20 protein-coding genes are annotated in these 23,454 nt (G+C 68.0%); 12 read left to right on the top strand and 8 right to left on the bottom strand.

Going from position 1 to position 23,454, the window contains the following annotated elements; translation table 11 throughout:
• The first annotated feature begins 39 nt into the window (after window positions 1–39).
• Complete coding sequence (gene icd / locus IEX93_RS02930; RefSeq protein WP_188846296.1) at window positions 40–1,317, top strand: NADP-dependent isocitrate dehydrogenase; 1,278 nt, start codon at window positions 40–42, stop codon at window positions 1,315–1,317.
• 48 nt (window positions 1,318–1,365) lie between these two features.
• Here the strand turns inward: icd and IEX93_RS02925 are convergent, their stop codons facing one another.
• Window positions 1,366–3,162 (bottom strand): RNB domain-containing ribonuclease, encoded by a 1,797-nt coding sequence (locus IEX93_RS02925; protein WP_188846294.1) that lies wholly within the window; start codon window positions 3,160–3,162, stop codon window positions 1,366–1,368.
• Between the two features lie 102 nt (window positions 3,163–3,264).
• On the opposite strand from IEX93_RS02925, the gene IEX93_RS02920 reads away from it, so the two are divergent.
• The gene (locus IEX93_RS02920; protein WP_188846293.1) at window positions 3,265–4,977 is read left to right on the top strand and encodes a M3 family oligoendopeptidase; all 1,713 of its coding nucleotides are present in this window, start codon (window positions 3,265–3,267) and stop codon (window positions 4,975–4,977) included.
• Between the two features lie 14 nt (window positions 4,978–4,991).
• Window positions 4,992–6,038 carry a tRNA pseudouridine(13) synthase TruD gene (truD, locus tag IEX93_RS02915; protein WP_188846292.1) on the top strand — a complete coding sequence of 349 codons (1,047 nt, stop codon included), beginning with the start codon at window positions 4,992–4,994 and terminating at the stop codon, window positions 6,036–6,038.
• A gap of 113 nt (window positions 6,039–6,151) precedes the next feature.
• On the opposite strand, the gene IEX93_RS02910 is transcribed toward truD, so the two are convergent.
• Both IEX93_RS02910 and IEX93_RS02905 read right to left on the bottom strand, forming a co-directional pair.
• Window positions 6,152–6,514: an alpha/beta fold hydrolase gene (locus IEX93_RS02910; protein ID WP_188846291.1), complete on the bottom strand. Its 363-nt coding sequence runs from the start codon at window positions 6,512–6,514 to the stop codon at window positions 6,152–6,154.
• Window positions 6,511–7,143 (bottom strand): alpha/beta fold hydrolase, encoded by a 633-nt coding sequence (locus tag IEX93_RS02905; protein ID WP_188846290.1) that lies wholly within the window; start codon window positions 7,141–7,143, stop codon window positions 6,511–6,513. Before IEX93_RS02905 ends, IEX93_RS02910 begins: the two co-directional genes overlap by 4 nt.
• 21 nt (window positions 7,144–7,164) lie before the next feature.
• Here IEX93_RS02905 and IEX93_RS02900 point away from each other — a divergent pair, with 21 nt between their 5' ends.
• Window positions 7,165–7,578 (top strand): PaaI family thioesterase, encoded by a 414-nt coding sequence (locus tag IEX93_RS02900; protein WP_188846289.1) that lies wholly within the window; start codon window positions 7,165–7,167, stop codon window positions 7,576–7,578.
• Here the strand turns inward: IEX93_RS02900 and IEX93_RS02895 are convergent.
• A complete protein-coding gene (locus tag IEX93_RS02895; protein ID WP_188846288.1) occupies window positions 7,552–8,511 on the bottom strand; it encodes a dipeptidase in 960 nt (319 codons plus the stop codon). The two genes, IEX93_RS02900 and IEX93_RS02895, sit on opposite strands and share 27 nt — an antisense overlap.
• A 14-nt stretch (window positions 8,512–8,525) precedes the next feature.
• On the opposite strand from IEX93_RS02895, the gene uvrC reads away from it, so the two are divergent.
• Genes uvrC through IEX93_RS02875 form a run of 4 tightly spaced genes read left to right on the top strand, consistent with a single transcriptional unit; the run spans window position 8,526 to window position 14,634 of the window.
• Window positions 8,526–10,307, top strand: coding sequence for an excinuclease ABC subunit UvrC (uvrC, locus tag IEX93_RS02890; RefSeq protein ID WP_188846286.1), 1,782 nt, complete (start codon window positions 8,526–8,528; stop codon window positions 10,305–10,307).
• A 10-nt stretch (window positions 10,308–10,317) separates the two neighbouring features.
• Window positions 10,318–12,096, top strand: a complete 1,779-nt coding sequence (locus IEX93_RS02885) for an arginine--tRNA ligase (RefSeq protein WP_188846284.1) — start codon at window positions 10,318–10,320, stop codon at window positions 12,094–12,096.
• Between the two features lie 4 nt (window positions 12,097–12,100).
• Complete coding sequence (locus IEX93_RS02880; RefSeq protein WP_188846282.1) at window positions 12,101–13,144, top strand: S1C family serine protease; 1,044 nt, start codon at window positions 12,101–12,103, stop codon at window positions 13,142–13,144.
• Window positions 13,145–13,149: 5 nt separating this feature from the next.
• On the top strand, window positions 13,150–14,634 hold the full coding sequence (locus IEX93_RS02875; RefSeq protein WP_188846279.1) for a Mur ligase family protein: 1,485 nt from the start codon (window positions 13,150–13,152) through the stop codon (window positions 14,632–14,634).
• 13 nt (window positions 14,635–14,647) lie between these two features.
• Here the strand turns inward: IEX93_RS02875 and trmFO are convergent, their stop codons facing one another.
• Window positions 14,648–15,979 carry a methylenetetrahydrofolate--tRNA-(uracil(54)-C(5))-methyltransferase (FADH(2)-oxidizing) TrmFO gene (gene trmFO / locus IEX93_RS02870; RefSeq protein WP_188846277.1) on the bottom strand — a complete coding sequence of 444 codons (1,332 nt, stop codon included), beginning with the start codon at window positions 15,977–15,979 and terminating at the stop codon, window positions 14,648–14,650.
• A gap of 72 nt (window positions 15,980–16,051) precedes the next feature.
• Between trmFO and hisF the strand changes: the two genes are divergently transcribed.
• The 4 genes from hisF to IEX93_RS02850 are packed head-to-tail and all read left to right on the top strand — an operon-like array spanning window position 16,052 to window position 19,097.
• Entirely contained in the window at window positions 16,052–16,810 is a 759-nt protein-coding gene (gene hisF, locus IEX93_RS02865) for an imidazole glycerol phosphate synthase subunit HisF (RefSeq protein WP_188846275.1), read from the top strand.
• A 4-nt stretch (window positions 16,811–16,814) separates the two neighbouring features.
• Window positions 16,815–17,459 (top strand): bifunctional phosphoribosyl-AMP cyclohydrolase/phosphoribosyl-ATP diphosphatase HisIE, encoded by a 645-nt coding sequence (gene hisIE / locus IEX93_RS02860; RefSeq protein WP_188846273.1) that lies wholly within the window; start codon window positions 16,815–16,817, stop codon window positions 17,457–17,459.
• Complete coding sequence (glpX, locus tag IEX93_RS02855) at window positions 17,449–18,417, top strand: class II fructose-bisphosphatase (protein WP_188846271.1); 969 nt, start codon at window positions 17,449–17,451, stop codon at window positions 18,415–18,417. The genes hisIE and glpX overlap by 11 nt, the downstream gene beginning before the upstream one ends.
• Window positions 18,418–18,422: 5 nt before the next feature.
• Window positions 18,423–19,097, top strand: a complete 675-nt coding sequence (locus IEX93_RS02850; protein WP_188846269.1) for a DUF58 domain-containing protein — start codon at window positions 18,423–18,425, stop codon at window positions 19,095–19,097.
• Here IEX93_RS02850 and IEX93_RS02845 read toward each other — a convergent pair.
• The 3 genes from IEX93_RS02845 to IEX93_RS02835 are packed head-to-tail and all read right to left on the bottom strand — an operon-like array spanning window position 19,068 to window position 23,422.
• On the bottom strand, window positions 19,068–20,930 hold the full coding sequence (locus tag IEX93_RS02845; protein ID WP_188846267.1) for an aldehyde ferredoxin oxidoreductase family protein: 1,863 nt from the start codon (window positions 20,928–20,930) through the stop codon (window positions 19,068–19,070). The two genes, IEX93_RS02850 and IEX93_RS02845, sit on opposite strands and share 30 nt — an antisense overlap.
• 49 nt (window positions 20,931–20,979) lie before the next feature.
• Window positions 20,980–22,233, bottom strand: coding sequence for an ABC transporter substrate-binding protein (locus IEX93_RS02840; protein WP_188846265.1), 1,254 nt, complete (start codon window positions 22,231–22,233; stop codon window positions 20,980–20,982).
• A 55-nt stretch (window positions 22,234–22,288) separates the two neighbouring features.
• Window positions 22,289–23,422 (bottom strand): carbohydrate ABC transporter permease, encoded by a 1,134-nt coding sequence (locus tag IEX93_RS02835; protein ID WP_188846399.1) that lies wholly within the window; start codon window positions 23,420–23,422, stop codon window positions 22,289–22,291.
• Between the last annotated feature and the right edge of the window lie 32 nt (window positions 23,423–23,454).

Genomic DNA, 23,454 nt, shown 5'->3' with positions numbered 1-23,454 from the left:
CTTCCCCTAAGCGGGGTATGCTAGAGCCGGAGGTTAGGTATGGCCTACAAGCACATCCGGATCCCCGAGGACGGCGAGCGAATCACCATCCAGGGAGGCACCCTACAGGTGCCCGACCGGCCCATCATCGGCTTCATAGAGGGGGACGGCACCGGCCCCGACATCTGGAGAGCGGCCAAGCCCGTCTTAGACGCCGCCGTAGAGAAGGCCTACGGGGGCAAGCGGAAGATCGCCTGGGCCGAGATCTACGCCGGGGAGAAGGCCAACCAGGTCTACGGCGAGCCCATCTGGCTTCCCGAGGAGACCCTGGACTTCATCCGCGAGTACCTGGTGGCCATCAAGGGACCCCTGACCACCCCGGTGGGGGGCGGGATCCGCTCCATCAACGTGGCCCTAAGGCAGGAGCTGGACCTCTACGCCTGCGTGCGCCCGGTGCGCTGGTTCAAGGGGGTGCCAAGCCCGGTGAAGCACCCGGAGCTCGTCAACATGGTGGTCTTCCGGGAAAACACCGAGGACATCTACGCCGGGATTGAGTGGCCCGCGGGGAGCGAGGAGGTGAAGAAGGTCCTGGACTTCCTCAAGCGGGAGTTCCCCAAGGCCTACGCCAAGATCCGCTTCCCCGAGACCAGTGGCCTCGGGATCAAGCCCGTCTCCAAAGAGGGCACGGAGCGCCTGGTGGCCGCGGCCATTGACTACGCCATCAAGGAGGACCTCCCCAGCGTTACCCTGGTCCACAAGGGCAACATCATGAAGTTCACCGAGGGGGCCTTCCGGGAGTGGGGCTACGCCCTGGCCCGGGAGAAGTACGGGGCGGTACCCCTGGACGGGGGCCCCTGGCACGTGATGAAAAACCCCAGGACGGGCCGGGAAATCGTCATCAAGGACATCATCGCCGACAACTTCCTGCAGCAGATCCTCCTCCGCCCCGACGAGTACTCGGTGATCGCCACCCTGAACCTGAACGGGGACTACATCTCCGACGCCCTGGCCGCCCAGGTGGGGGGGATCGGCATCGCCCCCGGGGCCAACATCAACTACCAGACGGGCCACGCCGTCTTTGAGGCCACCCACGGCACCGCCCCCAAGTACGCGGGCCAGGACAAGGTGAACCCCTCTAGCGTCATCCTCTCCGGGGAGATGATGCTCCGTTACCTGGGCTGGAACGAGGCGGCGGACCTGATCCTACAGGCCATGGAGCGCACCATCTCCAAGGGCCTTGTCACCTACGACTTCCACCGCCTCCTCCAGGCGGAGGGGAAGCCCGCCACCCTCCTCAAGACCAGTGAGTTCGGCCGGGCCCTCATTGAGCACATGTAGCCAAGGGCCCACGGGTTGATTTCGCAACACGAGGCCTTTTCGGGGTAGTTAAACCAGGGCGAAGCGGGCCTCGAGGGCCGGAAGGTCCGCCTCCAGGAAGCGGAGGCGGGCCTCGGCGTTTAGGGGGAGGGCCTGGGAGAGGGCCACCTGGGCGGAAAGCCCGAGCTCGGGGAGGAGGAAGACCCCTTGCGCCCCCCTTCGCTCCACCAGGACCCCAGGCCCCTCGTAGCCCTTTTCCTGGAGGTAAAGGAGGGTCCAGTGGAGCTTGCTCTTGCGCTCCGCCTCCCGCACCAGGTCGGCCACCGCCTCCGCCGCCCCCACCCTTTCCAGAAGCTCCGCCTGGGAAAGGGGCCTTTCCCCCTTGAGCCAGGCCCTTAGCTGCTGGTGGGCCACCAGGTCCAGGTAGCGCCTCAAGGGGCTCGTCACCTGGGCGTAGAGGGGAAGCCCGAGGCCCTTGTGGGGGGCGGGGACCGCCTTGAGCTGGGCCCGCTTGAGGGCCTTCCTCTGCTCCCACATGGCGGCAAGCCCCTCCCCCTCCACCCTCCGGCTTGGGGCCTCCTGGGTGGCGAAGGGGAAGGGAAGCCCCTCCTTCAAGGCCAAGTGGGCGGCGGCGTAGCCCGCAAGGAGCATGGCCTCCCGCACCCAAAGGCGGCTTGGGTAGGGAGGAAGGGGCGTGATCCGGATCTCCTCCCCTTCCACCCGCACCTTGGCCTCGGGCAACAAGAGGTCCAGGGCCCCTTGGGCCAGGCGCTTCCGGTGGAAGGCCTCCGCCACCCGGCGCAAGGGGCTGAGCTCGGGCCGGTCCAAGGCCTCCTTGTAGGTGAGCCGCTGGACCCGGACCCAGCTCGGGTAGACCCGTTCCTCCAGGAGGTCGCCCTCCTCCGAGACCCATAGCTCAAAGGTGAGGGCCGGGGAGACCTCCTTTAGGCCCAGGCCGAGGGCCTCGGTGATGGCGGGGGGGAGCATGGGCACCGTCCCCTCGGGGAGGTACAGGTTCGCCCCCCGGCGCAAAGCCTCCCGGTCCAAGGGGCTTCCCGGGAGCACCAGGGCCGCCACGTCCGCCACGTGGACGAAGAGGCGGAAGCCCCCCTCCACCTCCTCGGCGAAGACGGCGTCGTCGGGGTCCTGGCTTCCCTCGTCGTCTATGGCGAAGGCGGGGAGGTGGGTGAGGTCCGCCCGCTTTTCCTCAGGGAGGGGGGGGACGGGGAGGTCTGGGGCCTCCAGAGGAAGGCCAAGCCTCCTGGGATGGGGGTTTTCCCGCCGCCACACCCCAAGGCGCAAAAGAAGCCCCTGGGCCGCTTCAGGAGTCTCGGGGAGGCCTAGGGCCTTTAGGACCCGGCTTTCCTTTCTTTCGCCCAGGGCCAGGGCCTCCACCTCGGCGAGGAGGGGGCGGTCTTCCTCCTCTGGGGCCCCCCTCCTAAGCCGCTCCACCCCTTCCCGGAAGGCCCTTTCTCGGGCCTCCTTCTGCCTTTGGGCCTCGAGGAGGGCGGCAAGCTCTTCCCGGGTCCGTGCCCGGACCCTTTCCCCCTCCCAAACGAAGCGCTCCCCCTTCTGGGCGAGGAGAAAGGCCCCGTAGGCGGCCTCCGGGGTGTAGGCCCCGTAGACCAGCTCGGCGAGCTCCCTAAGGCTTACCGCCTGCCCTTCCAAAAGCTCCCAGGCGGCCTCCTCCTCCCCTTGGGGGGGCGTTAGGTCCAAGGTGGCGGGCCCTGGGTGAAGGAGGAGGACGTCCTTGGGCCGGACCCGCTGGGTCTCCCCGCCGGGAAGGGTGAGGAGAAGCCGGTCTCCCCGCTCCTCGGCCAGGGCGGGCTTGCCTTTGTAGATGACGAGGGCGCGCTGAAGGGCCATAAGGCTCTCCTTCTTGTGGACAGCTTTCGGGAGCCGCGTAGCGGGTCCCCGACCCTTCCAAGAAGCCGGGGCGGCACCCCGAGGCCGAGTATACTAGCCCCCGTGGAGTGGGACCTTTCCGACCTGTACGCCGGGCCCGATGACCCCAGGATAGCCCAGGACCTCGAGGCCGCCCTCGCCCTGGCCCAAAGCCTGGACCCCCAGGGGCTTTGGGACCCCGAAGGGGCCCAAGACCTCCTAAGCCGCTACGAAAAGGCCCTGGAACTGGCCTACAAGCCCCTGAACTACGCCAGCCTCTACTTCGCCACCCGCACCCAAGACCCCGAGGCCAAGGCCCTCCTGGACCGGGTGCGGAGCCGCTTCACCGAGGTGAAAAACCGCCTCGTGCCCCTGGAGGTGGCCCTGAGGAAGCTCCCCGAGGAGGCCTTCCAGAAGCTCCTGGACCACCCGGGGCTAGCCGACCTCCGCCACTTCCTGGAAAGGCAAAGGGCCTACGCCCCCCACACCCTCTCGGAAAGAGAGGAGGAGCTCTTAAACCTCAAGGCCCTGGTGGGAAGGAGCGCCTGGAGCCAGTTCTACACGGAGTACACGGGCCGCTTCCGCTTCCAGGTGGGGGGGAAGGAGCTCACGGAGATGGAGGTGCGGGCCCTCCGCCGCGACCCAGACCCCGCGGTGCGGCGGGAAGCCCACCAGGCCCTTTACGGGAAGCTCCTGGCCGAGGCCCCCACCCTGAGCGCCGTCTTCAACGCGGTTTATCTGGATTACCTCCAGGAACTTAGGCTAAGGGGCTTCGCCCACCCCTTAGAACCCGTGGCCCTCCGGGACGAGGTGGAGGTGAGGGACATAGAAGCCCTCCTCGAGGCCACCCAGGCCCACTACCCCTTGGTGGAGGCCTACTACCGCTGGAAGGCCAAAAGGCTTGGCCAGGAGAAGACCCCAAGCCAAGACCTCCTCGCCCCCTTGGGGAAGAAGCCCAAGGTGCCCTTTGAAGAGGCCAAGGAGCTGGTCCTCACCGCCTTCCGCCGCTTCTCCTCCGAGGTGGAGGCCATCGCCCGGGAGTTCTTTGAAAAGCGCTGGATAGACGCCTACCCGAGGCCCGGCAAGCGGGGCGGGGCCTTTTGCAGCGGGGGGCTTCCCTCCACCCACCCCTACGTCCTCCTCAACCACACGGACGACCTGGATAGCGCCCACACCCTGGCCCACGAGCTCGGGCACGGGGTCCACTTTTATTTGGCGAGGAAGCAGCGCCTCCTCAACTTCGGGGCCTCCACCCCCCTGGCGGAGACCGCCAGCGTCTTCGCCGAGATCCTCCTGGACGACCTCCTCTTAGAAAGGCTTTCCGGGGAGGAAAGGACCCTCCTCCTCGCCGAGCGGGTGGAGGACGCCATCAACACCCTCTTCCGCCAGGTGATGTACACCTTCTTTGAGCGAAGGAGCCTCGAGGCCCGCAAGGAGGCCGCCCTCTCCCCCGAGGCCTTCCACGCCCTCTGGGACGAGGAGCAAAGGAAGCTCTACGGGGAGGCCGTGGCCTGGACGGAGCTGGACAAGGCCGCTTGGGCGGGCATCCCCCACTTCGTCCACTACCGCTTCTACACCTATAGCTACGCCCTGGGCTACCTGGTGGTCCTGGCCCTTTACGGCAAGTACCGGGAGGAGGGGGAGGCCTTCGTGCCCAAGTACCTGCGGATCTTGGAGGCCGGGGAAAGCGCTAGCCCCAAGGAGATCCTGGCCGAGGCCGGGGTGGAGCTGGGCTCGGAGGCCTTCTTCCGCCACGGCTTCGGGGTCCTGGAATCTTGGCTCAAAGCCCTCCCCTAAGGGAGAATAGGGGGATGGACCTGGTTTACCGCCCCGAGCGCTACCCCTTCCTCACCGAGGGCCTTCCCGGGGTGGGGGGGGAGATAAGGGTGGAGCCCCAGGACTTCCAGGTGGAGGAGGTACCCGCCTATTCCCCCTTGGGGGAAGGGGAGCACCTCTTCTTCCTCCTGGAGAAGGAGGGCCTCACCACCCGGCAGGTGGTGGAGTTTTTGCGAGACCAGGTGGGCGTGCCGGAAAAGGAGATCGGGGTGGCGGGCCTCAAGGACAAGCACGCCCGCACCCGGCAGTGGCTTTCCATCCCCCGAAAATACGAAGACGCCCTCTGCCTCCTGGAAAACCTGAGGGGGGTGCGGCTTCTCACGGCCGACCTCCACCCCCACAAGCTCCGCACGGGCCACCTCAAGGGCAACCGCTTTCGGATCCTCATCCGAGGCGCCCATGGCCGGGAAAGGGCCGAGGCCATCCTCAAGGCCCTCCAGGCAAAAGGAGTCCCCAACTACTACGGCCCCCAGCGCTTCGGCCTTGGGGGGCTAAACCCGGTCCGGGGCTACCGGCTGGTGAAGGAGGGGAAGGGCCGGGGAAGCCCCTGGCTCAAGCGCTTCCTCATCGGAAGCCTGCAAAGCCTCCTTTTCAACGACTGGGTGGCCCTTAGGATGGAACGGGGCCTTTACGAGCGGGTGATCCCCGGGGACTGGGCCAAGAAGCACGCCACGGGGGGGGAGTTCCTGGTGGAAGACCCCAAAGAGGCGGAACGGGCCTTGAGGCTAGAGATCAGCGCCACCGGGCCCCTCTTCGGCAAGAAGTACCCCGAGGCCCAAGGGGAGGCCAGGGCCTTAGAGGACGAGGTCCTGGCCCGCTACGACCTAAAGCGGGAGGAGTTCAGGGCAAGGCGGGGGGCCCGGCGGCCCATCCGCATCCCCCTCTCGGAGTGGCATCTGGAGGAGACCCCCGAGGGGCTATGGCTTGCCTTCTTCCTGCCCAAGGGAAGCTACGCCACGAGCCTTCTCCGGGAGGTGATGAAGAAGGAGGTGGACCTCCAAGAGGAAGGGGAGGAGGCCTAGGCCCTTAGGAAGGGCTTCAAGTTCTCCACGGAAAACTGGGCCGAAGCCAGGCCAAAGACCACCAGCAAAGCGCCCAACAGCTTCCTTATAGCTCCACCTCCGCAACCGGGGTATCACACGCTAAAGCCCTTTGACAAGGCTTCCCTCAAGCTACCGCCGGGAAGCACCCGGTAGCCCCGCTCGGCCAACACCGCCCCTACCGCTTCCCCCAAGCCCAAGGTGAAGATAGGGGGTGAGCCCAGGTTGAGGAGGACCACAAAGCCCGCCACGTACTCGGCCAGCTCCTCGAGGGTCATCCTGGGGCCCCCTGTGCGGCCGAAGCCGGGGAGGTCCAGGAGGTAGAAGGTGTACCCCTCGGGGAGGGCTTCGGGCCAGCGGGAAGCCTCCTCGGCCAGAAGGACCACCGGGGGGCCCTTCCCCACCCGGTCAAAGACCAGGTTGAGGCCGTAGAGGTGGAGGTAGCCCGTGCGCCTCATAGGGCGAGCCCCCCAGGCAAGGGCCTGAACCCCTCCCCCAGAAGAAAGCCCGCCACCAGCTCCCGCACCTCCTCCCAGGCCTCCCAGGGCACCAGGTGCCCCGCCCCTTCCAGGGCGAAGCGCAGGGCCTGTCCCTTGGCGAAGTCCGCCACCTCCTGGCCGTGGTGGGGCGGGGTGAAGGCGTCCAAAGCCCCTTGGATCACGAGGACCCGGGCCTTTGTCCCCCTAAGCCAACGCCTCTCGTCCCCCAAGGCCTCCAAAGCCTCAAGCCAAGCCCGAACCCCCGCCTCGTTCAGGCCCTCCTTCCAGGCCTCGTAGATGGCCTCATTGGCCGCCGCCTCCGGCCCAAAGAAGAGGGCCCGGCCGATGGTGGCGAAGCCCTCCACCCCGCCTTGTTCCAGGCCAAAGCGGAGGGCTTTGAGCTTAGCGGCCAAAAGGGCGTCTTTTCGCAGGATGGGGGAAAGGAGGACGAGGCTTCTCACCTCTTCCCGGAAGGCCGTCTTTAAGGCCTCCAGGGCCCCTTCCCCGAAGGCCAGGAGGTGGAGCCCCTCTTCGGAAGGGAGGTCCAGGAGGAAGTCCAGCCCCGCCGGGGGGGCCAAGAGGCCGGTGAAGGCGCGCACCTCGCCCACGCCCCCTTTATACTCCAGGGCATGGAACGCCCCGCCTTCTTGGACCGGGAGACCCTGGACCAGACCCTGGGCGTGCGCTACCTGAAGCTCACCCCACAAGAGGTGGTGGCCGAGCTGGAGGTGACCCCCAAGGTCCACCAGCCCTTCGGCTTCCTCCACGGGGGGGCCACGGTGGCCCTGGCGGAAAGCGTGGCCAGCGTGGGGGGGTTCCTGAACTGCCCCCCGGGGCACGCCGCCTTCGGGCTGGAGATCAACTGCAACCACATCCGCAAGAAGCAGAAGGGGGTGATCCGAGCGGTGGGCAAGCCCCTCCACGTGGGGCGCACCACCCAGGTCTGGGAGGTGAAGGTCTACGACGAGGAAGGGCGCCTCGTGGCCGCAAGCCGCTGCACCCTGGCGGTGGTGCCCCTAGAACCAACGAAGGAGCCAGCGTAGCCAGTTCCCGCCCAAAAACCCCTCGTCCCCTAAGGCGCGGAGGTCCCGGTGGCGGTCCAGGCCCTGGGGGATGGCCTCGAGGCCAAACCCCCCGTCCCAGTCCGTGCCTAGGCCCACCCCCGTAGGCCCCATAAGGCCTTCCGCGTGGGCCTTGTGGCGGAGGAAGGCATCCAAGGGAAGCCGCTTTTGCCCCCGCTTCCACCCTGGCTCCAGAAAGGCGTTGTAGGGCACGAGGCCCAAGACCCCGCCCCGCGCCGCCAAGGCCTTTAGGAGTTCATCGGAAAGGTGCCGGGAAGAAGGGTTTAAGGCCCTGCAGTTGGCGTGGGTGGCGCACACGGGGCCCCTGTAGGCCTTTAGGGCCTCCCAGGCCGCCTCCTCCGCCAGGTGGGAGAGGTCCAGGGCCACCCCTAAGGCCTCCATCTCCTTTAGGAGGGCCCGGCCCCTTTCCGTGAGGGGGCCTTCCTCGGCGTTTCCCCCGGCGTAGGGGTTTTGGGTGGCCCAGCTGAGGGAAAGGAGCCTGAGGCCCCGGGCCCTTAGGGGCCTTAGGTCCTCGGGGAAGGCCAAGGGATGGGCCCCTTCCAGGAGGAGGACGAGGCCCAAGGTCCGGTCCTCGGGGTAGCGGCTTAGGTGGTCCTTTAGGTCCCGCCCCTCCCTCAGGATGCGGACGAGGCCCCTCGCCTCCCAGGCCTCGTAGAGGGCGAGCTGGGCGTAGACCTCCTCCTCCCAGTCCTCCCGCCCCCCTTCCCGGGGGTCGGCGAAGAGGGTGGCGAAGGCCACCGCCACCCCCGCTTCCTTGAGGCTTTCCAGGGTGACCAGGGGGGTGTCGGGGTGGGGGTCTAGGGCCCTCAGGGCCTCCAGGGGCAGGGTGAGGTCCCGGCCCAGGGCCCTGGCGTTATAGGCCAGGTCCAGGTGGGCGTCCACCAAGGGTTCCACGGGGAGAGTCTACAATGGGGAGCGTGCGGCTTTCCGAGCTTCCTCCCCTCCCCGAAACCCCCGGGGTCTACCTCTGGAAGCGGGGGGAGGAGGTGCTTTATGTGGGCAAGGCCAAGAACCTCCGGGCCCGGGTGAGAAGCTACTTCCACGCCGAAGGCAAGGCCCGGCGCATCGCCGAGGAGGCCACGGGCCTAGACTTCATCGCCACCCGGGACGAGGTGGAGGCCCTTCTCCTCGAGGCCAACCTCATCAAGGCCCACCGCCCCCCCTACAACGTCCTCCTCAAGGACGACAAGCACTACCCCTTCCTCAAGCTCACCCAAGAGCCCTTCCCCACCCTCCTCGTGGTGCGCCGGGTGGAGGAGGACGGGGCCAAGTACTATGGCCCCTTCCCCGAGGCGGGCGCCCTAAGGCGCATCAAGACCCTCGTTGACCGCTACTTCCCCTTGCGCAAGAACTCGGGCTACCCCATGAAGAAAAGGCGCTACCCCTGCCTGAACTACAGCATGGGGCGGTGCCTCGCCCCTTGCGTGGGGAAGGCGGACCCCAAGGCCTACCAGGAGGTGGTGCGCCAGGTGGAGGCGGTTCTGGAGGGGAAGGTGGACGGGCTTTTGGCGGAACTGGAGGGGAAGATGCGGGAGGCCGCCCGAAGGCTAGAGTTTGAGCGGGCGGCGGAGATCCGCGACCAGATAGAGGCCCTACGGGCCTTCTTCGGCACGAGCCAGCAGGCCTTTGACCCGGAGCTTGGCGACCTGGACTTCTTGGGCCTCGCCCGCTCGGGGAGCCTAGCGGTGGTGCAGCTTTACCAGGTGCGCTCGGGGAGGATCCTGGGGCGGATCAGCCGGCTTCTGGAGAAGGAGGAGGCCACGGACGAGGAGATCCTCTGGGCCTTCCTCCGGGACCACTACCTCGAGGCCTCCCCCCTCCCTCCCCTCGTCCTCCTCCCCTTCCCCTTGGAGGACCTCGAGGGCCTGGCCGAGCTCTTAAGGCGCCGCGCTGGGCGCAAGGTGGAGCTAAGGGTGCCCCAGAGGGGGGAGAAGGCGAGGCTTTTGGAGCTCGCCGAAAAGAACGCCCGCCTCGCCCTAGAGACCGAGCTCAAGGCCCGGGAGCGCCGGGGGGACCACCCGGGGCTTAAGGGCCTTCAGGACCTTTTGGGGCTTTCCGCAAGGCCTTTCCGCCTCGAGGGCTACGACGTAAGCCACCTCCAGGGCGAGGCCCGGGTCTTCTCCGTGGCGGTCTTTGAGGGGGGAAGGCCCAAGAAGGCGGAGTACCGCAGGATGCGCCTCAAGGCGGGAAACGACGACTACCAGGCCATGGAGGAAGGGGTCTACCGGCGCTTCACGGGAAGCCTAAGGGAGATGCCCCTTCCCGACCTCCTCCTCATTGACGGGGGCCTGGGCCAGGTGCGGGCGGCCCAGCGGGCCCTGGAGCGGGCCGGGCTCAGGATCCCCCTGGTGGGCCTCGCCAAGGGGGAGGAGGTCCTGATCACCCCGGAAGGGCGGGAACTCCGCCTTCCCCTCACCCACCCCGCCCTAAGGCTCCTCATCCACCTGCGGGACGAGGCCCACCAAAACGGCCTCCGCTACCACCAGAAGAAGCGCACCGAAAAGGCCCTAAAGGTCCTCTCCGGCATCCCGGGGATCGGGGAGAAGAGGAGGCGGCTCCTTCTAGAGCGCTACGGGGGGCTTAGGGCCTTGAGGGAAGCCCCCTTGGAGGAGCTCGCCCGCCTGCCGGGGATGAGCCTGAAGGCGGCCCAGGCCCTCAAGGAGGCCCTAGGGGAAAAGGACCCGCTATGATGAGGGCCTGATGGTGCGCCGCGCCCTGGAAGAGGCCATTCACGAAGCGCTAAAGGCCATGGGCCTGGACCTCCGGCTCAAGGTGGCCAAGGCCCCCAAGGACAAGCCCGGGGACTACGGGGTCCCCCTCTTCGCCCTGGCCAAGGAGCTCAAGAAACCCCCCCAGGCCATCGCCCAGGAGCTAAGGGAACGCCTTGAGCTTCCCCCCTTCGTGGAAGAGGCCATCCCCGTGGGGGGGTACCTGAACTTCCGCCTCAAAACGGAGGCCCTCCTGGAGGAAGCCCTGAGGGAAAAGAAGCCCTTTCCCAAGCGGGAGGGCCTGGTACTCATTGAGCACACCTCGGTGAACCCCAACAAGGAGCTCCACGTGGGGCACCTGCGGAACATCGCCCTAGGGGACTCCTTGGCCCGGATCCTGGCCTTCGCCGGGCGGGAGGTCTTGGTCCTCAATTACATTGACGACACCGGCCGCCAGGCGGCGGAGACCCTCTTCGCCCTGAGGCACTACGGCCTCACCTGGGACGGGAAGGAAAAGTACGATCACTTCGCCGGGCGGGCCTACGTGCGCCTCCACCAAGACCCCGAGTACGAGAAGCTCCAGCCGGGCATAGAAGCGGTCCTCCACGCCCTGGAAAGGGGGGAGCTCCGGGAGGAGGTGAACCGGATCCTCCTGGCCCAGCTCGCCACCATGCGCGCCCTGAACGCCCACTACGACCTTTTGGTCTGGGAGTCCGACATCGTCAGGGCGGGGCTTTTGGGGAAGGCCCTGGAACTCCTAGAGCAAAGCCCCCACGTCCTGAGGCCCCGGGAGGGGAAGTACGCCGGGGCCTTGGTCATGGACGCAAGCCCCTTCATCCCAGGCCTCGAGGACCCCTACTTCGTCCTGGTGCGCTCCGGGGGGGCGGCCACCTACTACGCCAAGGACATCGCCTTCCAGTTCTGGAAGATGGGGCTTCTGGAGGGGCTTCGCTTCAAGCCCTACGAGAACCCCTACTACCCCGGGCTAAGGACGAGCGCCCCCGAAGGGGAGCCCTACACCCCTAAGGCCCGGGAGACCATCAACGTCATTGACGTGCGGCAAAGCCACCCCCAGGCCCTGGTGCGGGCGGCTTTGGCCCTGGTGGGCCGCCCCGACCTGGCGGAAGGGGCCTTCCACCTGGCCTACGAGACGGTGCTTTTGGAGGGCAAGCAGATGTCCGGGAGGAAGGGCCTCGCCGTGAGCGTGGACGAGGTCCTGGAGGAAGCGAAAAGGCGGGCCCTGGCGGTGGTTGCGGAGAAGAACCCCGAGCACCCCGACAAGGAGGAGGCGGCCCGGATGGTGGCCTTAGGGGCCATCCGCTTCGCCATGGTGAAGACGGAGCCCAGGAAGCAGATAGACTTCCGCTACGAGGAAGCCCTCTCCTTTGAGGGGGACACGGGGCCCTACGTGCAGTACGCCCACGCCCGGGCCCACAGCATCCTCCGCAAGGCGGGGGCGTGGGGAAGCCCGGACCTAAGCCAGGCCACCCCCTACGAGCGGGCCCTGGCCCTGGCCCTTCTGGACTTTGAGGAGGCGGTCCTCGAGGCGGCCGAGGAAAAGACCCCCCACGTCCTGGCCCAGTACCTCCTGGACCTCGCCGCCGCCTGGAACGCCTACTACAACGCCAAGGAGGGAAGTAGGCCCGCCACCCCCGTGCTCACCGCCCCTCCCGGCCTCAGGGAACTCCGCCTCGCCCTGGTGCAAAGCCTCCAGCGCACCCTAAAGACCGGCCTCTCCCTCCTGGGGATCCCCGCCCCCGAGGTAATGTAGAGCCATGCGGCTTTTCCTCCTGGTCCTCTTCCTCCTTCTAGGCCTCGCCCAGCGCCTCACTGTCCCCGAGGAAGTGGCCCGAAGCCAGGTGATCCGAAAGGCCCTTCCCGCCGTAGTGCGGATCCAGGGGACCACCCCCACCCCCTCGCAGGACCAGGTGGTGGGCACCGGGTTTTTCATCGGCCCGAGCCGCATCGTCACCAACTACCACGTCATCCAGGACCTGGCAAGCATCACCGTGCGCCTGGCCAACGGCCGCACCCTCCCGGCGGAGCGCTTCGCCGTGGACCCGGGGATTGACCTGGCCCTCCTCACCCTAAGGGGGGGGCAGGCCCCGGGGGTCCTGGCCTTCAGCAAGACCCCTACCCGGGAGCTTCCCTTAGGCATGGGGGTGGTCCTGGTGGGCTTCCCCTACGGGCAGGGGCCCTTGGCCTCCTACGGGATCCTCGCGGGCATCGGCCCCCTAGAGGTCCCCACCCCCGACCCCTCCGTCGGGGCCGAGGTGGGGGAGTACCTCTACACCGACGCCCCCCTCACCGTGGGCAACTCGGGAAGCCCCCTCCTGAACCTCCAGGGGGAGGTGATCGGGGTGGTCTCCGACGTGGTGGGAGGCCCCTCGGGGATCGGGGGCATCGGCCTTGCGGTGCCCGCGGAGCTCGTGGCCCAAAGCGTCCAGGACCTGGAGCGCTTCGGCATCCCCCAGAGGGGGTGGCTCGGGGCGAGCCTGATCTCCTTGGACGAGCTTCCCCCCGTGCTCCTCAGGGCCGTGGGCCTCACCACCGCCCAAGGGGCCATGGTGGACCAGGTGGAGCCGGGAAGCCCCGCCGCCCGGGCGGGCCTAAAGGGGGCCGGGCGGGACGCCCAAGGGAGGCTCGTGGCCCTGGGGGACGTGATCCTGGCGGTGAACGGCCAGGCGGTGAAGGACAAGGCGGCGGTGGTGCGCCTCATCGCCCGCTACCGCCCCGGGGACCGGGTGCGGCTCACCCTCTGGCGGGAGGGGAGGCGGCTCGAGGTCACCCTCACCCTCATCGCCCGCACCCGGAGGTAAGGGCCATGACCCTGGAGGCCCTCTTCGCCCCCTTCGGCCTGAAGGCCCCGCCCCTAGAGGTGCGGGGGATCACCCTGGACTCCCGCCGGGTGGCCCCGGGCTTCGTCTTCGTAGCCGTCCCGGGCGTCCCCCTTCCCCACCGCAAGCCCCTGGACGGCCACGACTTCATAGAAGACGCCCTTAGGCGGGGGGCCATCGCCGTCGTGGGGGAAAGGCCCCTCGCCCTCCCCGTCCCCTACCTGCGGGTGGCGGATAGCCGCCAGGCCCTGGCCGAGCTTGCCCGGAGGTTCTACGGAAACCCCGACCAAAAGCTCACCCTCCTCGGGGTCACCGGCTCCAAGGGGAAGAGCACCACGGCAAGCCTCCTCCACCACCTCCTTTGGGAAGGGGGGGTAGGGGCGGCCCTCCTTTCCACCGTGGGCCTAAGGCTGGGCCGGGAAAGGAGGCCCCCCCTGGGCCACTTCACCACCCCCGAGGCCCCCGAGGTCTACGCCTTCTTGCGGGAGGCTGTGGACCTGGGCCTGGAAGCGGCGGTCCTGGAGGTTTCCAGCCACGCCCTGGCCTTAAAACGGGTGGAGGGGCTTTCCTACCGGGTGGGGGTCTTCGTGAGCTTCTACCCCGACGACCACCTGGATCTCCACGGCACCCCGGAGGCCTACTTCCAGGCCAAGGCCCTTTTGGTGGAGCGCTCGGAGCTCGCCGTCTTGAATACCGCCCTTCCCCACCTGGACCAGCTACGCGGGAGGCCCCACCTCCTCTTCGGCCCCGGGGGGGAGGTGTGGGCGGAAGGGGTGCGGGAGAAAGAAGAGGGGCTTGCCTTCACCCTCCACACCCCCTGGGGCAAGGGGGAAGCCTTCCTGCCTATGCTTGGGGCCTACAACGTGGAAAACGCCCTGGCCGCCCTGGCCGCCGCCTTGGCCCTAGAGCTTCCCCTGGAAGGCCTTCTGGAGGCCTTGGGCCGCTTCCCGGGGGTCCCGGGGCGGATGGAGGTGGTGCAGCAAGCGCCCTTCCGCCTGGTGATAGACTTCGCCCACACGGGGAAGAGCCTCGAGGAGGCCCTAAGGACCCTGAGGCGCACCACCCCGGGCCGCCTCCTCCTGGTGGTGGGGGCGGCCGGGGAGCGGGACCCGAGGCGGCGGGAGGATATCGGCAAGGTGGCGGCGAGGCTCGCCGACAAGACCTTCTTCACCGAGGAGGACCACCGCACCGAGCCCCTAGAGGCCATCCTCCAGGCCCTGGCGGAGGCGGCGAGGAAGGAGGGGGGGGACTTCGTCCTCGTCCCCGACCGCAAGGAAGCGATCCTCCTGGCCGTCCTCGAGGCCCAGCCGGGAGACACCGTCCTCCTTGCGGGGAAGGGGCACGAGAACACCCTAGAAAAAGGCCAGGAAGCCCTCCCCTGGGACGAGCGGGCGGTGGCCCTCTGGGCCCTAGAGGTCAGGAAGGAGGCTTTGGGCCAGGGGGGGAAGGCCCGCCAGGAGGAAGAGGCTTAGCCTTAGGGGCATCTCAGACCAGGGCGGCCTCGGGGCTAGGAAGGGGCGGGTTCAGGCCGGAAAGCCAGGCGGAGAAGGCCTCGAGGCCCCTCCGGTACATGGCCTGGCGCTTCTCCTTCTTGCCCATCCGCCCCTCCACCGAAGGGACCAGGCCCCAGTTGGCGTACATGGGCTGGAAGCCCTCCGGGTTCGCCGTGGCCAAATAGCGCACAAGCCCTCCCAGCATGCTCTCCTCGGGGGGCGCCACGGGGGGAAGGCCCAAGGCCCGCCGGGCGGCGTTGAGCCCGGCCAAAAAGCCCGTGGCGGCGCTTTCCAAGTACCCCTCCACCCCGGCCAAGACCCCGGCGGCGAAAAGCCCCTCCGCCCCCTTAAACTCCAGGGTCTCGCCAAGAAGCCTCGGGGCGTTTAGGTAGGTGTTCCGGTGCATCACCCCGTAGCGGACGATCTCGGCGTTTTCCAGGCCGGGGATCATCTGGATGAGGCGCTTTTGCTCAGGCCACCTAAGCCCCGTCTGGAAGCCCACCAGGCTCCACATCCGCCCCGCCTTGTCCTCCTGGCGAAGCTGGACCACGGCATAAGGCTCCTTCCCCGTGCGGGGGTCCACGAGCCCCACGGGCTTCATGGGGCCGAAGAGGAGGGTCTGGTAGCCCCTCCGGGCAAGCTCCTCCACGGGGACGCAGGCCTCAAAGAACTGGAGGTTTTCCCAGTCGTGGGGCACGTGCTTTTCCGCCTGGACCAAAGCCTCGTAGAAGCGCCGGTACTCCTCCTCGGTCATGGGGCAGTTGAGGTAGTCGGCGCTTTGGCCGTAGCGCCCCGCGCGGAAGCACTTGGTGAGGTCAATGCTCTCGTAGAGGACGATGGGGCTTGCGGCGTCGTAGTAGGCGAGGAAGTGGTCGCCGAAACGCCTTTTCAGGGCCTCGGCCAAGGCCTCGGAGGTGAGGGGCCCCGTGGCGAGCACGGTGATCCCCGGGGGGATCTCCCGCACCTCCTCCCGCACCAGCTCTATTAGAGGGTGCCGGGAAAGCCTTTCCGTGATGTAGCCGCTAAACTCCTCCCGGTCCACGGCCAAGGCCCCCCCGGCGGGCACCCGGGCCCTTTCCGCCGCCTCCATGACGAGGCTTCCCGCCCGGCGCATCTCCGCCTGGAGAAGCCCCTTGGCGTTCGTCTCCCCTTCCCCGCCCAAGGAGTTGGAGCAGACGATCTCCGCCAGGCGGTCCGTGGCGTGGGCCGGGGTCATGCGCTTGGGGCGCATCTCAAAAAGGCGCACGGGAACGCCCAGTCGCAAAAGGGTCCAGGCGGCCTCGCTTCCCGCAAGGCCACCGCCCACCACGTTCACCCGTTCCATCCCTTAGATGGTAGCACCCAAAAGGCCTTGGAAAAAGTGGGCTATAATGGCCCCCGTGGTGCGGTCACCCCTATGAGCCTCGCCAAGCGCATCATCCCCTGCCTGGACGTCCACGCGGGCCGCGTGGTCAAGGGGGTGAACTTCGTGAACCTAAAGGACGCCGGGGACCCGGTGGCGGCGGCCCAGGCCTACGACGAGGCGGGGGCGGACGAGCTGGTGTTTTTGGACATCTCCGCCACCCACGAGGAGCGGGCCATCCTCCTGGACGTGGTGGCGCAGGTGGCGGAAAGGGTCTTCATCCCCCTCACCGTGGGCGGGGGGGTGCGCTCCTTGGAGGACGCAAGGAAGCTCCTTCTGGCCGGGGCCGACAAGGTAAGCGTGAACTCCGCCGCGGTGAAGCGGCCCGAGCTCATCCGGGAGCTTGCCGAGCACTTCGGGTCCCAGGCGGTGGTCCTGGCCATTGACGCCAAGTGGCGGGGGGACTTCCCCGAGGTCTACGTGGCGGGCGGGCGCGTGCCCACGGGGCTTCACGCGGTGGAGTGGGCGGCGAAGGGGGTGGAGCTTGGGGCCGGGGAGATCCTCCTCACCAGCATGGACCGGGACGGGACCAAGGAGGGGTACGACCTCAGGCTCACCCGCATGGTGGCCGAGGCGGTGGGGGTGCCGGTAATCGCAAGCGGGGGGGCCGGGCGGATGGAGCATTTCCTCGAGGCCTTCCAGGCGGGGGCCGAGGCCGCCTTGGCGGCCAGCGTCTTCCACTTCGGGGAGATCCCCATCCCCCTGCTCAAGGGCTACCTGGCGGAAAGGGGCGTCCACGTCCGGCTAGACTAGGGGCATGGACCTTTCCGCCGTGCGCTTTGACGAACGGGGCCTCGTCCCGGTGGTGGTGCAGGACGCCCGCACCGGGGAGGTCCTCACCCTGGCCTACGCCAACCGGGAGGCCCTGGAGGAGACCCTTAGGAGTCGGCGGAGCACCTTCTACAGCCGTAGCCGCCAGGCCCTCTGGCGCAAGGGGGAGACCTCGGGGAACGTCCAGGAGGTGGTGGAGGTCCTTCTGGACTGCGACGGGGACGCGGTGGTCTACCGCGTCCTCCCCCAAGGCCCCGCCTGCCACACCGGGGAAAGGACCTGCTTCCACCGGGCCCTCTTGCCAGGCCCCAAGGACCTGGGCTTCGTCCTGGGGCGGGTCTACGCCACCATAGAAGAGCGCCTAAGAACCCTCCCCGAAGGAAGCTACGTGGCCCGGATGCACCAAGCGGGCCTGGACCGCATCCTGAAGAAGGTGGGGGAGGAAGCCACCGAGGTGATCCTCGCCGCCAAGAACCGTAGCCCCGAGGAACTCCGCCACGAGGCCGCCGACCTCCTCTTCCACCTCCTCCTCACCCTGGCCGAGGCGGGGGTCTCCCTGGAAAAGGTGGCCGAGACCCTCTGGGGGCGGCACCGGCCCCAGCCCCCTTATGATGGAAGCCATGGAAATTGAGCGCAGGCTCGTCCTGGAAGTGGTGCGGGTGACGGAGCAGGCGGCCCTGGCGGCAAGCCGCTTCGCTGGCAAGGGGGACAAGGAGGCGGTGGACGAGGCGGGCACCCAGGCCATGCGCCGCGTCCTCAACGAGCTCCCCATCCGGGGCACCGTGGTCATCGGGGAGGGGGAGATGGACGAGGCCCCCATGCTCTACATCGGGGAGGTGCTGGGCCAGGGGGGCCTCGAGGTGGATATCGCCGTGGACCCCGTGGAGGGGACCACCACCGCCGCCAAGGGCCTCCCCAACGCCGTGACCGTGATCGCCCTAAGCGAGAAGGGCGGGCTTTTCCACGCCCCCGACATGTACATGGAAAAGCTCATCGTCCCCCCGCCCGCCGCCGGCCTCGTGGACCTTACCTGGCCCGTCTCCGCCAACCTCAAGGCCCTGGCCTTAGCCCTCCAGCGCTCCGTGGAGGACCTGGTGGTGGTGGTCCTGGACCGCCCCCGGCACGAAAGGCTCATCCGGGAGATCCGGGAGGCGGGGGCCAGGGTCAAGCTCATCTCCGACGGGGACGTGATCGCCGCCCTGGCCGCCGCCATAAGGGGCACCGGGGTCCACGCGGTGATGGGGATCGGCGGGGCCCCGGAAGGGGTCTTGGCCGCCGCCGCCTTAAAGTGCCTGGGCGGGGAGATCCAGGCCCGCTTCGTCCCCCAAAGCGAGGAGGAGCGGGAAAGGCTCAAGGCCATGGGCGGGGACGAAAACCGAATCTACAAGACCGAGGACCTCGCCCCCGGCAAGGAGATCGTCTTCGCCGCCACCGGGATCACCGACGGGGACATCCTGGAGGGGGTGCGCTTCTTCGGCGGGGGGGCCAGGACCCACTCCATCGTCATGGGCCACGCCACCCGGGTGGTGCGCTTCATAGACTCCATCCACCTCTTTGAGACGGGGGCCCGGGTCACCATCCGGGTCTAGGGGCCATGACCCGCTACCGCCTCGCCACCAAGCCCTACCTCCCCTACCCCGGGGAGCGCCTGGCCCGCAGGAAGGGCCTTGGGGGCGAGTTTTTTGAACTACGGCCCTACGCCCCCGGGGACGAGGTGCGCCGGGTCCACTGGCGGGCCTACGCCAAGACGGGAAGGCTTTTCACCCGGCTGGAGACCGCCCCCGAAAGGGCCCGCTTCCGCCTCTTCCTGGACGGAAGCGAGAGCATGCGCCTCCACGGGAAGCTCCCCTACGCCCGGGAGGTGGCGGCCCTTCTCCTTAAGATCGCCCGCCAGGAAGACCCCCTGGCCCGCCTCGAGGGGGGAAGCCCCAAGGACCTCCGCCCAGGAAAGGGGATCCTGGTCCTCCTCACCGACGGGCTGGACCCCTTGCCCTGGGCCCGGGTCCTCCCGAAGCGGGTGGTCCTGGTCCAGGTCCTCTCCCCCCTGGAGCTCAACCCACCCCCCATGGAGGCCCTCCTTAAGGACGTGGAGACCGGGGAAACCCTCCCCGTAGGGCGGGAAGAGGCGGAGGCCTACCGGGAGGCTTTGACCAGCCACCTCGAGGCCCTCCGCCTCCTCGCCCTCCTCCGGGGAAGGTACGCCCTCTTGCGGGTGGGCGAACCCCCCCTCCCCGCCCTCCTACGCCAGGGCGTTCTGGAACTCCTCTAGGCCCAAGGCCTCGAGCCTTTCCGGGTCCACGCCCCCTTCCCAGCCCGCAAGCCTCCGGTAGGTCCTCACCCCTTCCCGGAAGGCCTCAGGGTCCAAATAGGCCTCGGGGTTCCCCTTGCGGAAGGGCTGGAAGAAGCGCTCAGGAAGCCGGTCCTCCTCCGGCGGGATCCCCTCCCGCAGGTTGAAAAGCCGGGTGAGCTGCAAGGTCCTCTCCCCCACCGCCAGCATCTCCTCTGGGGAAAGCCGCCAGCCCGTGGCGGCGTAAAGGGCTTCTTGCCACTCCTCCGGGGTCCAGGGGACGAAGTCGCAAAGGACCAGGCTATTCACGAACCCCCTTTCCCGGGTCTTGGTCCAAAGCATCCGGATCTTGGCCTCGGAAAGGTTCTCCACGGGCAGGGGCTGGAAGTCTTCCCCGTAGAAGCGGAGCTCCCTCAAAGCCCTCCCCTCCTTGGCGAAGGCGGTGTCGTGGAGGTTGTGGTTGTGGTCCGCCCCCGTGGGGCTCACCGCGTAGCCCACCCCCAAGGCCCTTTTGTACCGGGGGTCGTGCATGGGCACCTCCTGCCCCTTCACGTGCATGGCGAGCTCCGGGTGGCCGATGGCCTCGGCGAGGCGCTTCGCCCCCAGGGCGAGAAGCTCCCCAAGCCTCCCTTCCCTCCGCGCCAGCTTCTCTATAGCGGCGATCAGGGCGTCCCCGTTGCCGAAGCGGAGCCCCAGGCCCTCGTCGTCCAGGAAGCCCTTCTCCACCGCCTCCATGGCGCAGGCGATGGTCACCCCCACCCCGATCACGTCCAGGCCGTACTGGTTGCAGAGGGTGTTGGCCTTGGTGACGGCGTAGGGGTCGGTGACCCCGCAGGTGGAGCCCAAGGCCCCAAGCCCCTCGTACTCCGGCCCCCCGTACTCGGGGCGGACATCGTACCTGCCCGTGCCCTCAATCTTCACCACCTGCTTGCAGCGGATGGCGCAGGCGTAGCAGGTGTCCCGGCCGATGCGGATGCCCAAAGCGTCCAGGCTGGTGCCGTCCAAGGCCTCGGCCCCCTCCAAAAAGCCATCCAGGAAGTTATGGCTGGGCAGAACCCCCCGGAGGTTGAAGGGCTTCACCGTGCCCACGGTGCCCATGGTGACGAGGCCCGCCGCCCGGTCCATGCGCTCTTTGGCCATGCGCCGGGCGAGCTCTTTAAGAAGGGCGGGGTCGTGGTAGGCGGGAAGGGTCTCCTTGCGGGCCCTGGCGGAGACCGCCTTGAGCCTTTTGGCCCCCATGACCGCCCCAAGCCCTCCCCTCCCGGCGAAGTGGGCCAGGTCGTGGATGACGTTGGCGGTGAGGACCTGGTTTTCCCCGGCGAGGCCGATCTGGGCGATGCGGGTGTTCCCCCCGTGCACCTCCTTGATGAGGGCCTCCACCTCCAGGGGGTCCTTGCCCCAGAGGTGGGAAGCGGGGTGGAGGGCCACCTCTCCCCCTTCCACGTGGAGGTAGACGGGGGCTTCCGCCTGGCCGAGGACCACGAGGGCGTCTAGGCCCGCGTTTTTAAGCTCCGCCCCGAAGAAGCCGCCCCCCTCCGCGTCCCCGTACCCCCCGGTCAAGGGGCTTTTGGCGGCCACGGTGTTCCGCCCCGAGCCGGAGATGGGGGTGCCGGTGAGAACCCCAGGGGCGAAGACCAGGGCGTTTTCCGGCCCCAAGGGGTCGGCCCCCTTGGGCACGTGCCTGAGGAGGAGGTAGGCGGCGAGGGCCCTGCCGCCAAGGAACCTCCGCCAGAAGGCCTCGCCATAGCTTTCGTACCAGATCTTCCCCGTGGAAAGGTCCACGAAGGCCACGCGGTCGTGATAGCCCTTGGGCATACTCAAAGTTTAACCCCGCCCAAAGCGGGCGGGGCCGGGCTTGAATCCCCTAACGGGTCCTGCCGGAGAGGAGGTCTTCGGCCAGCTTCTGGGCCCTGTCCAAGGCCGCCTTGGGGTCGGCCTTGTTGAGGATGGCCTCCTTGATGGCCTGGCCCAGGATGTCAAAGCGGATCTGCTCCCACTCCGCCAAGGCGGGCTCAAACTTGGCGTAGCGGCTCTGGCGCACGAAGGTGACGTAGTCGGGGTTTTCGGCGGCGTAGGCCTGGTAGACGGGGTCCTTTAGGGCCCCCTCGGTGACGGGCACGTAGCCCGTGGCCGTGGCGAAGACCGCCTGAGCCCTGGGCGAGAGGACAAACTCCAGGAAGTCCTTGGCCACCGCCTGTTCCTCCTTGGGGGCCTGGCGGAAGACCACCAGGTTGGTGCCCTGGACGAGGCCGTAACCCGGCTGGCCCTTAGTCCGGCCCGGCAGGGTGGCCACCCCCAGGTCAAACTTGGCCGCCTGCAGGTAGTAGGTGTAGCCGGCGGAGGTGTCCACGCTGAAGGCGTAGGGCCCCGAGCCCAGGTTCTGGTTGATGTAGCCAGAGGTGATGGGCTTGGCCCACCCCTCCTTGACCCCGTTTTGCAGGAGGGTGAGGGCCTCCACCGCCTCCTTGGAGTTCAGCACGAGCTTCCCGTCCTTGAGGTAGCTCCCGCCCAGGTTGAAGAAGAAGTAGGCGAAGGTAGAAGCGTCGGGCTGGAACCAGTAGACGGGGCCGCCCTCGGCTCGGGAGAGCTTCTTGGCGGCGGCCACGAACTCCTCGAGGGTTGCGGGCACAGGGACCCCGTGCTTCTTTAGGAGGTCCTTGTTGTAGTAGAGAACCTGGATGCTCTTGTTGAAGGGCACCCCGTAGACTACGCCCCCGAAGCGGACGGCGTTCAAGAAGGCAAGGTTCACCCCCTGGAGCCTGACCCCCAGAGACTCTATGGGCAGGAGGGCCTTGGCCTCGAGGTAGAGGGCGATATTGTTCTCAAAGGCCTGGGCCATGGTGGGCACCTTCCCGGCGGCGAAGGCCGCCTTTATCTTGGTGGAAAGGTCCCGGTACCCCCCCTGGGGCACGGGGCGGACGCACCGCCCCTGTTGGCCCTTGTTGAACTCCACCACCAGGTTCTCCAAAGCCGCCTTAGGGGCCCCGCCGGTGAAGCCGTGCCAGAGCTCGGCCACCACCTTGGCCTTGGCGCACTGCCCCTTGATCACGTCCTCCGGCTTGACCTGCTGGGCGAAGGCCACGCCCAGCGCTGCCACCAGCACAAGCGCCTTCTTCATCCCCTCATACCTCCGGGGAAAATATACCCTGCTTCCTGTCAGGGCCCCTTCAAGCTCACTTCAGCCCCGTGCGGGCGATTCCCTGGATGAACTGCCTCTGGGCCACGAAGTAGCCCAGGACCACAGGGGCGATGACGAAGGCGCTTGCGGCCATCAGGGCCCCGTAGTCCGAGCCCGCCTCGGAGACAAAGGCGAGGAGCCCGAGCTGCACCGTGCGCATCTCCGGACTCTGGGTGACGATCAAGGGCCAAAGCAGGGCGTTGTAGGCCCCGAGGAAGGTGAAGATGCCGTAGGAGACAAGGCCGGGCACGCTCAGGGGCAAGGCGATGCGGAAAAGCTGGGTCAGGTACCCCGCCCCGTCGATGCGGGCGGCGTCAAAGAGGTCCTGGGGAAGGGAAAGGTAAAACTGCCGCAAGAGGAAGATGCCGAAGACCGAGGCGAGCCAAGGGACGATGAGGGCGTAGAACGTGTCCAGCCAGCCCAGCCGGGCGAGGAGGACGTAGTTGGGGATGAGGAGGACCTCACCCGGCACCATCATCGTGGCCAGGACGAGGACGAAGACAGCCTCCTTCCCCGGGAAGGGGATCCGGGCCAGGGCGAAGGCGGCCAGGGCCGCGAGGAAGAGGCCCACCACCACCTGGACGGAGGCGGTGAAGAAGCTTACGAAAAAGTACCGGCCCCAGGGGGCGGCGTCCCAGGCCTCGAGGTAGTTGTGGAACACGTACCCCAAGGCCCCGGGCACCGCGTTCACCCACTCCAGCCGCCAGTACTCCCCCTGGGAGCGGCGGGCGTCCGGGGGCAGGGGAGGCTCCAAGGGCACCTCCTTGGGCCAGAGAACCACCAGGGGAACCCGGCGGAAGCCGGCCTCCCCCGTGTTGGTGAGGCGGACCCACCACCCCCCCTCCCCTCGGGCCACCTCCACCCTCGTCCCGTCGGCCACGGGGTCAAAGAAGGCCCCCGGGGAGCGGGGCACGAGGGCCTTTGGGGGCTTTGCCTCGGGCCCGGGGAAGAAGAGGGCCACGCTCCGCCCAGGGCCAAGGCCCCCAAAGAGGGAGCTATCCCCAAGCCTCGCCGCCTTGAGCCAGTTCATGGGCTTCATCCGTTCGGGAACCCAGACCGGCTCCGCCTGGAGGGCCTCCTGGGGGCTTTTGAAGCTCGTGGCCAGCATCCAGTAGAAGGGGAAGGCCATCACCCCTCCCCCCGCAAGGAGAACGAGGTGCA

This window comes from Thermus composti (genome assembly GCF_014647535.1).
Taxonomy (GTDB): Bacteria; Deinococcota; Deinococci; order Deinococcales; family Thermaceae; genus Thermus; species Thermus composti.
The sequence above is the reverse complement of the archived record's forward strand: the minus strand, read 5'-3'. Positions and strand labels throughout refer to the sequence as shown.

Bases quoted from the DNA above. Each gene is read 5' to 3' on its own strand.
- icd (WP_188846296.1), top strand. From the start codon at position 40: ATGGCCTACAAGCACATCCGGATCCCCGAGGACGGCGAGCGAATCACC.
- IEX93_RS02925 (WP_188846294.1), bottom strand. From the start codon at position 3,162: ATGGCCCTTCAGCGCGCCCTCGTCATCTACAAAGGCAAGCCCGCCCTG.
- truD (WP_188846292.1), top strand. From the start codon at position 4,992: ATGGACCTGGTTTACCGCCCCGAGCGCTACCCCTTCCTCACCGAGGGC.
- IEX93_RS02910 (WP_188846291.1), bottom strand. From the start codon at position 6,514: ATGAGGCGCACGGGCTACCTCCACCTCTACGGCCTCAACCTGGTCTTT.
- IEX93_RS02900 (WP_188846289.1), top strand. From the start codon at position 7,165: ATGGAACGCCCCGCCTTCTTGGACCGGGAGACCCTGGACCAGACCCTG.
- uvrC (WP_188846286.1), top strand. From the start codon at position 8,526: ATGGGGAGCGTGCGGCTTTCCGAGCTTCCTCCCCTCCCCGAAACCCCC.
- IEX93_RS02885 (WP_188846284.1), top strand. From the start codon at position 10,318: ATGGTGCGCCGCGCCCTGGAAGAGGCCATTCACGAAGCGCTAAAGGCC.
- IEX93_RS02880 (WP_188846282.1), top strand. From the start codon at position 12,101: ATGCGGCTTTTCCTCCTGGTCCTCTTCCTCCTTCTAGGCCTCGCCCAG.
- IEX93_RS02875 (WP_188846279.1), top strand. From the start codon at position 13,150: ATGACCCTGGAGGCCCTCTTCGCCCCCTTCGGCCTGAAGGCCCCGCCC.
- trmFO (WP_188846277.1), bottom strand. From the start codon at position 15,979: ATGGAACGGGTGAACGTGGTGGGCGGTGGCCTTGCGGGAAGCGAGGCC.
- hisF (WP_188846275.1), top strand. From the start codon at position 16,052: ATGAGCCTCGCCAAGCGCATCATCCCCTGCCTGGACGTCCACGCGGGC.
- hisIE (WP_188846273.1), top strand. From the start codon at position 16,815: ATGGACCTTTCCGCCGTGCGCTTTGACGAACGGGGCCTCGTCCCGGTG.
- glpX (WP_188846271.1), top strand. From the start codon at position 17,449: ATGGAAATTGAGCGCAGGCTCGTCCTGGAAGTGGTGCGGGTGACGGAG.
- IEX93_RS02850 (WP_188846269.1), top strand. From the start codon at position 18,423: ATGACCCGCTACCGCCTCGCCACCAAGCCCTACCTCCCCTACCCCGGG.
- IEX93_RS02845 (WP_188846267.1), bottom strand. From the start codon at position 20,930: ATGCCCAAGGGCTATCACGACCGCGTGGCCTTCGTGGACCTTTCCACG.
- IEX93_RS02840 (WP_188846265.1), bottom strand. From the start codon at position 22,233: ATGAAGAAGGCGCTTGTGCTGGTGGCAGCGCTGGGCGTGGCCTTCGCC.
- IEX93_RS02835 (WP_188846399.1), bottom strand. From the start codon at position 23,422: ATGGCCTTCCCCTTCTACTGGATGCTGGCCACGAGCTTCAAAAGCCCC.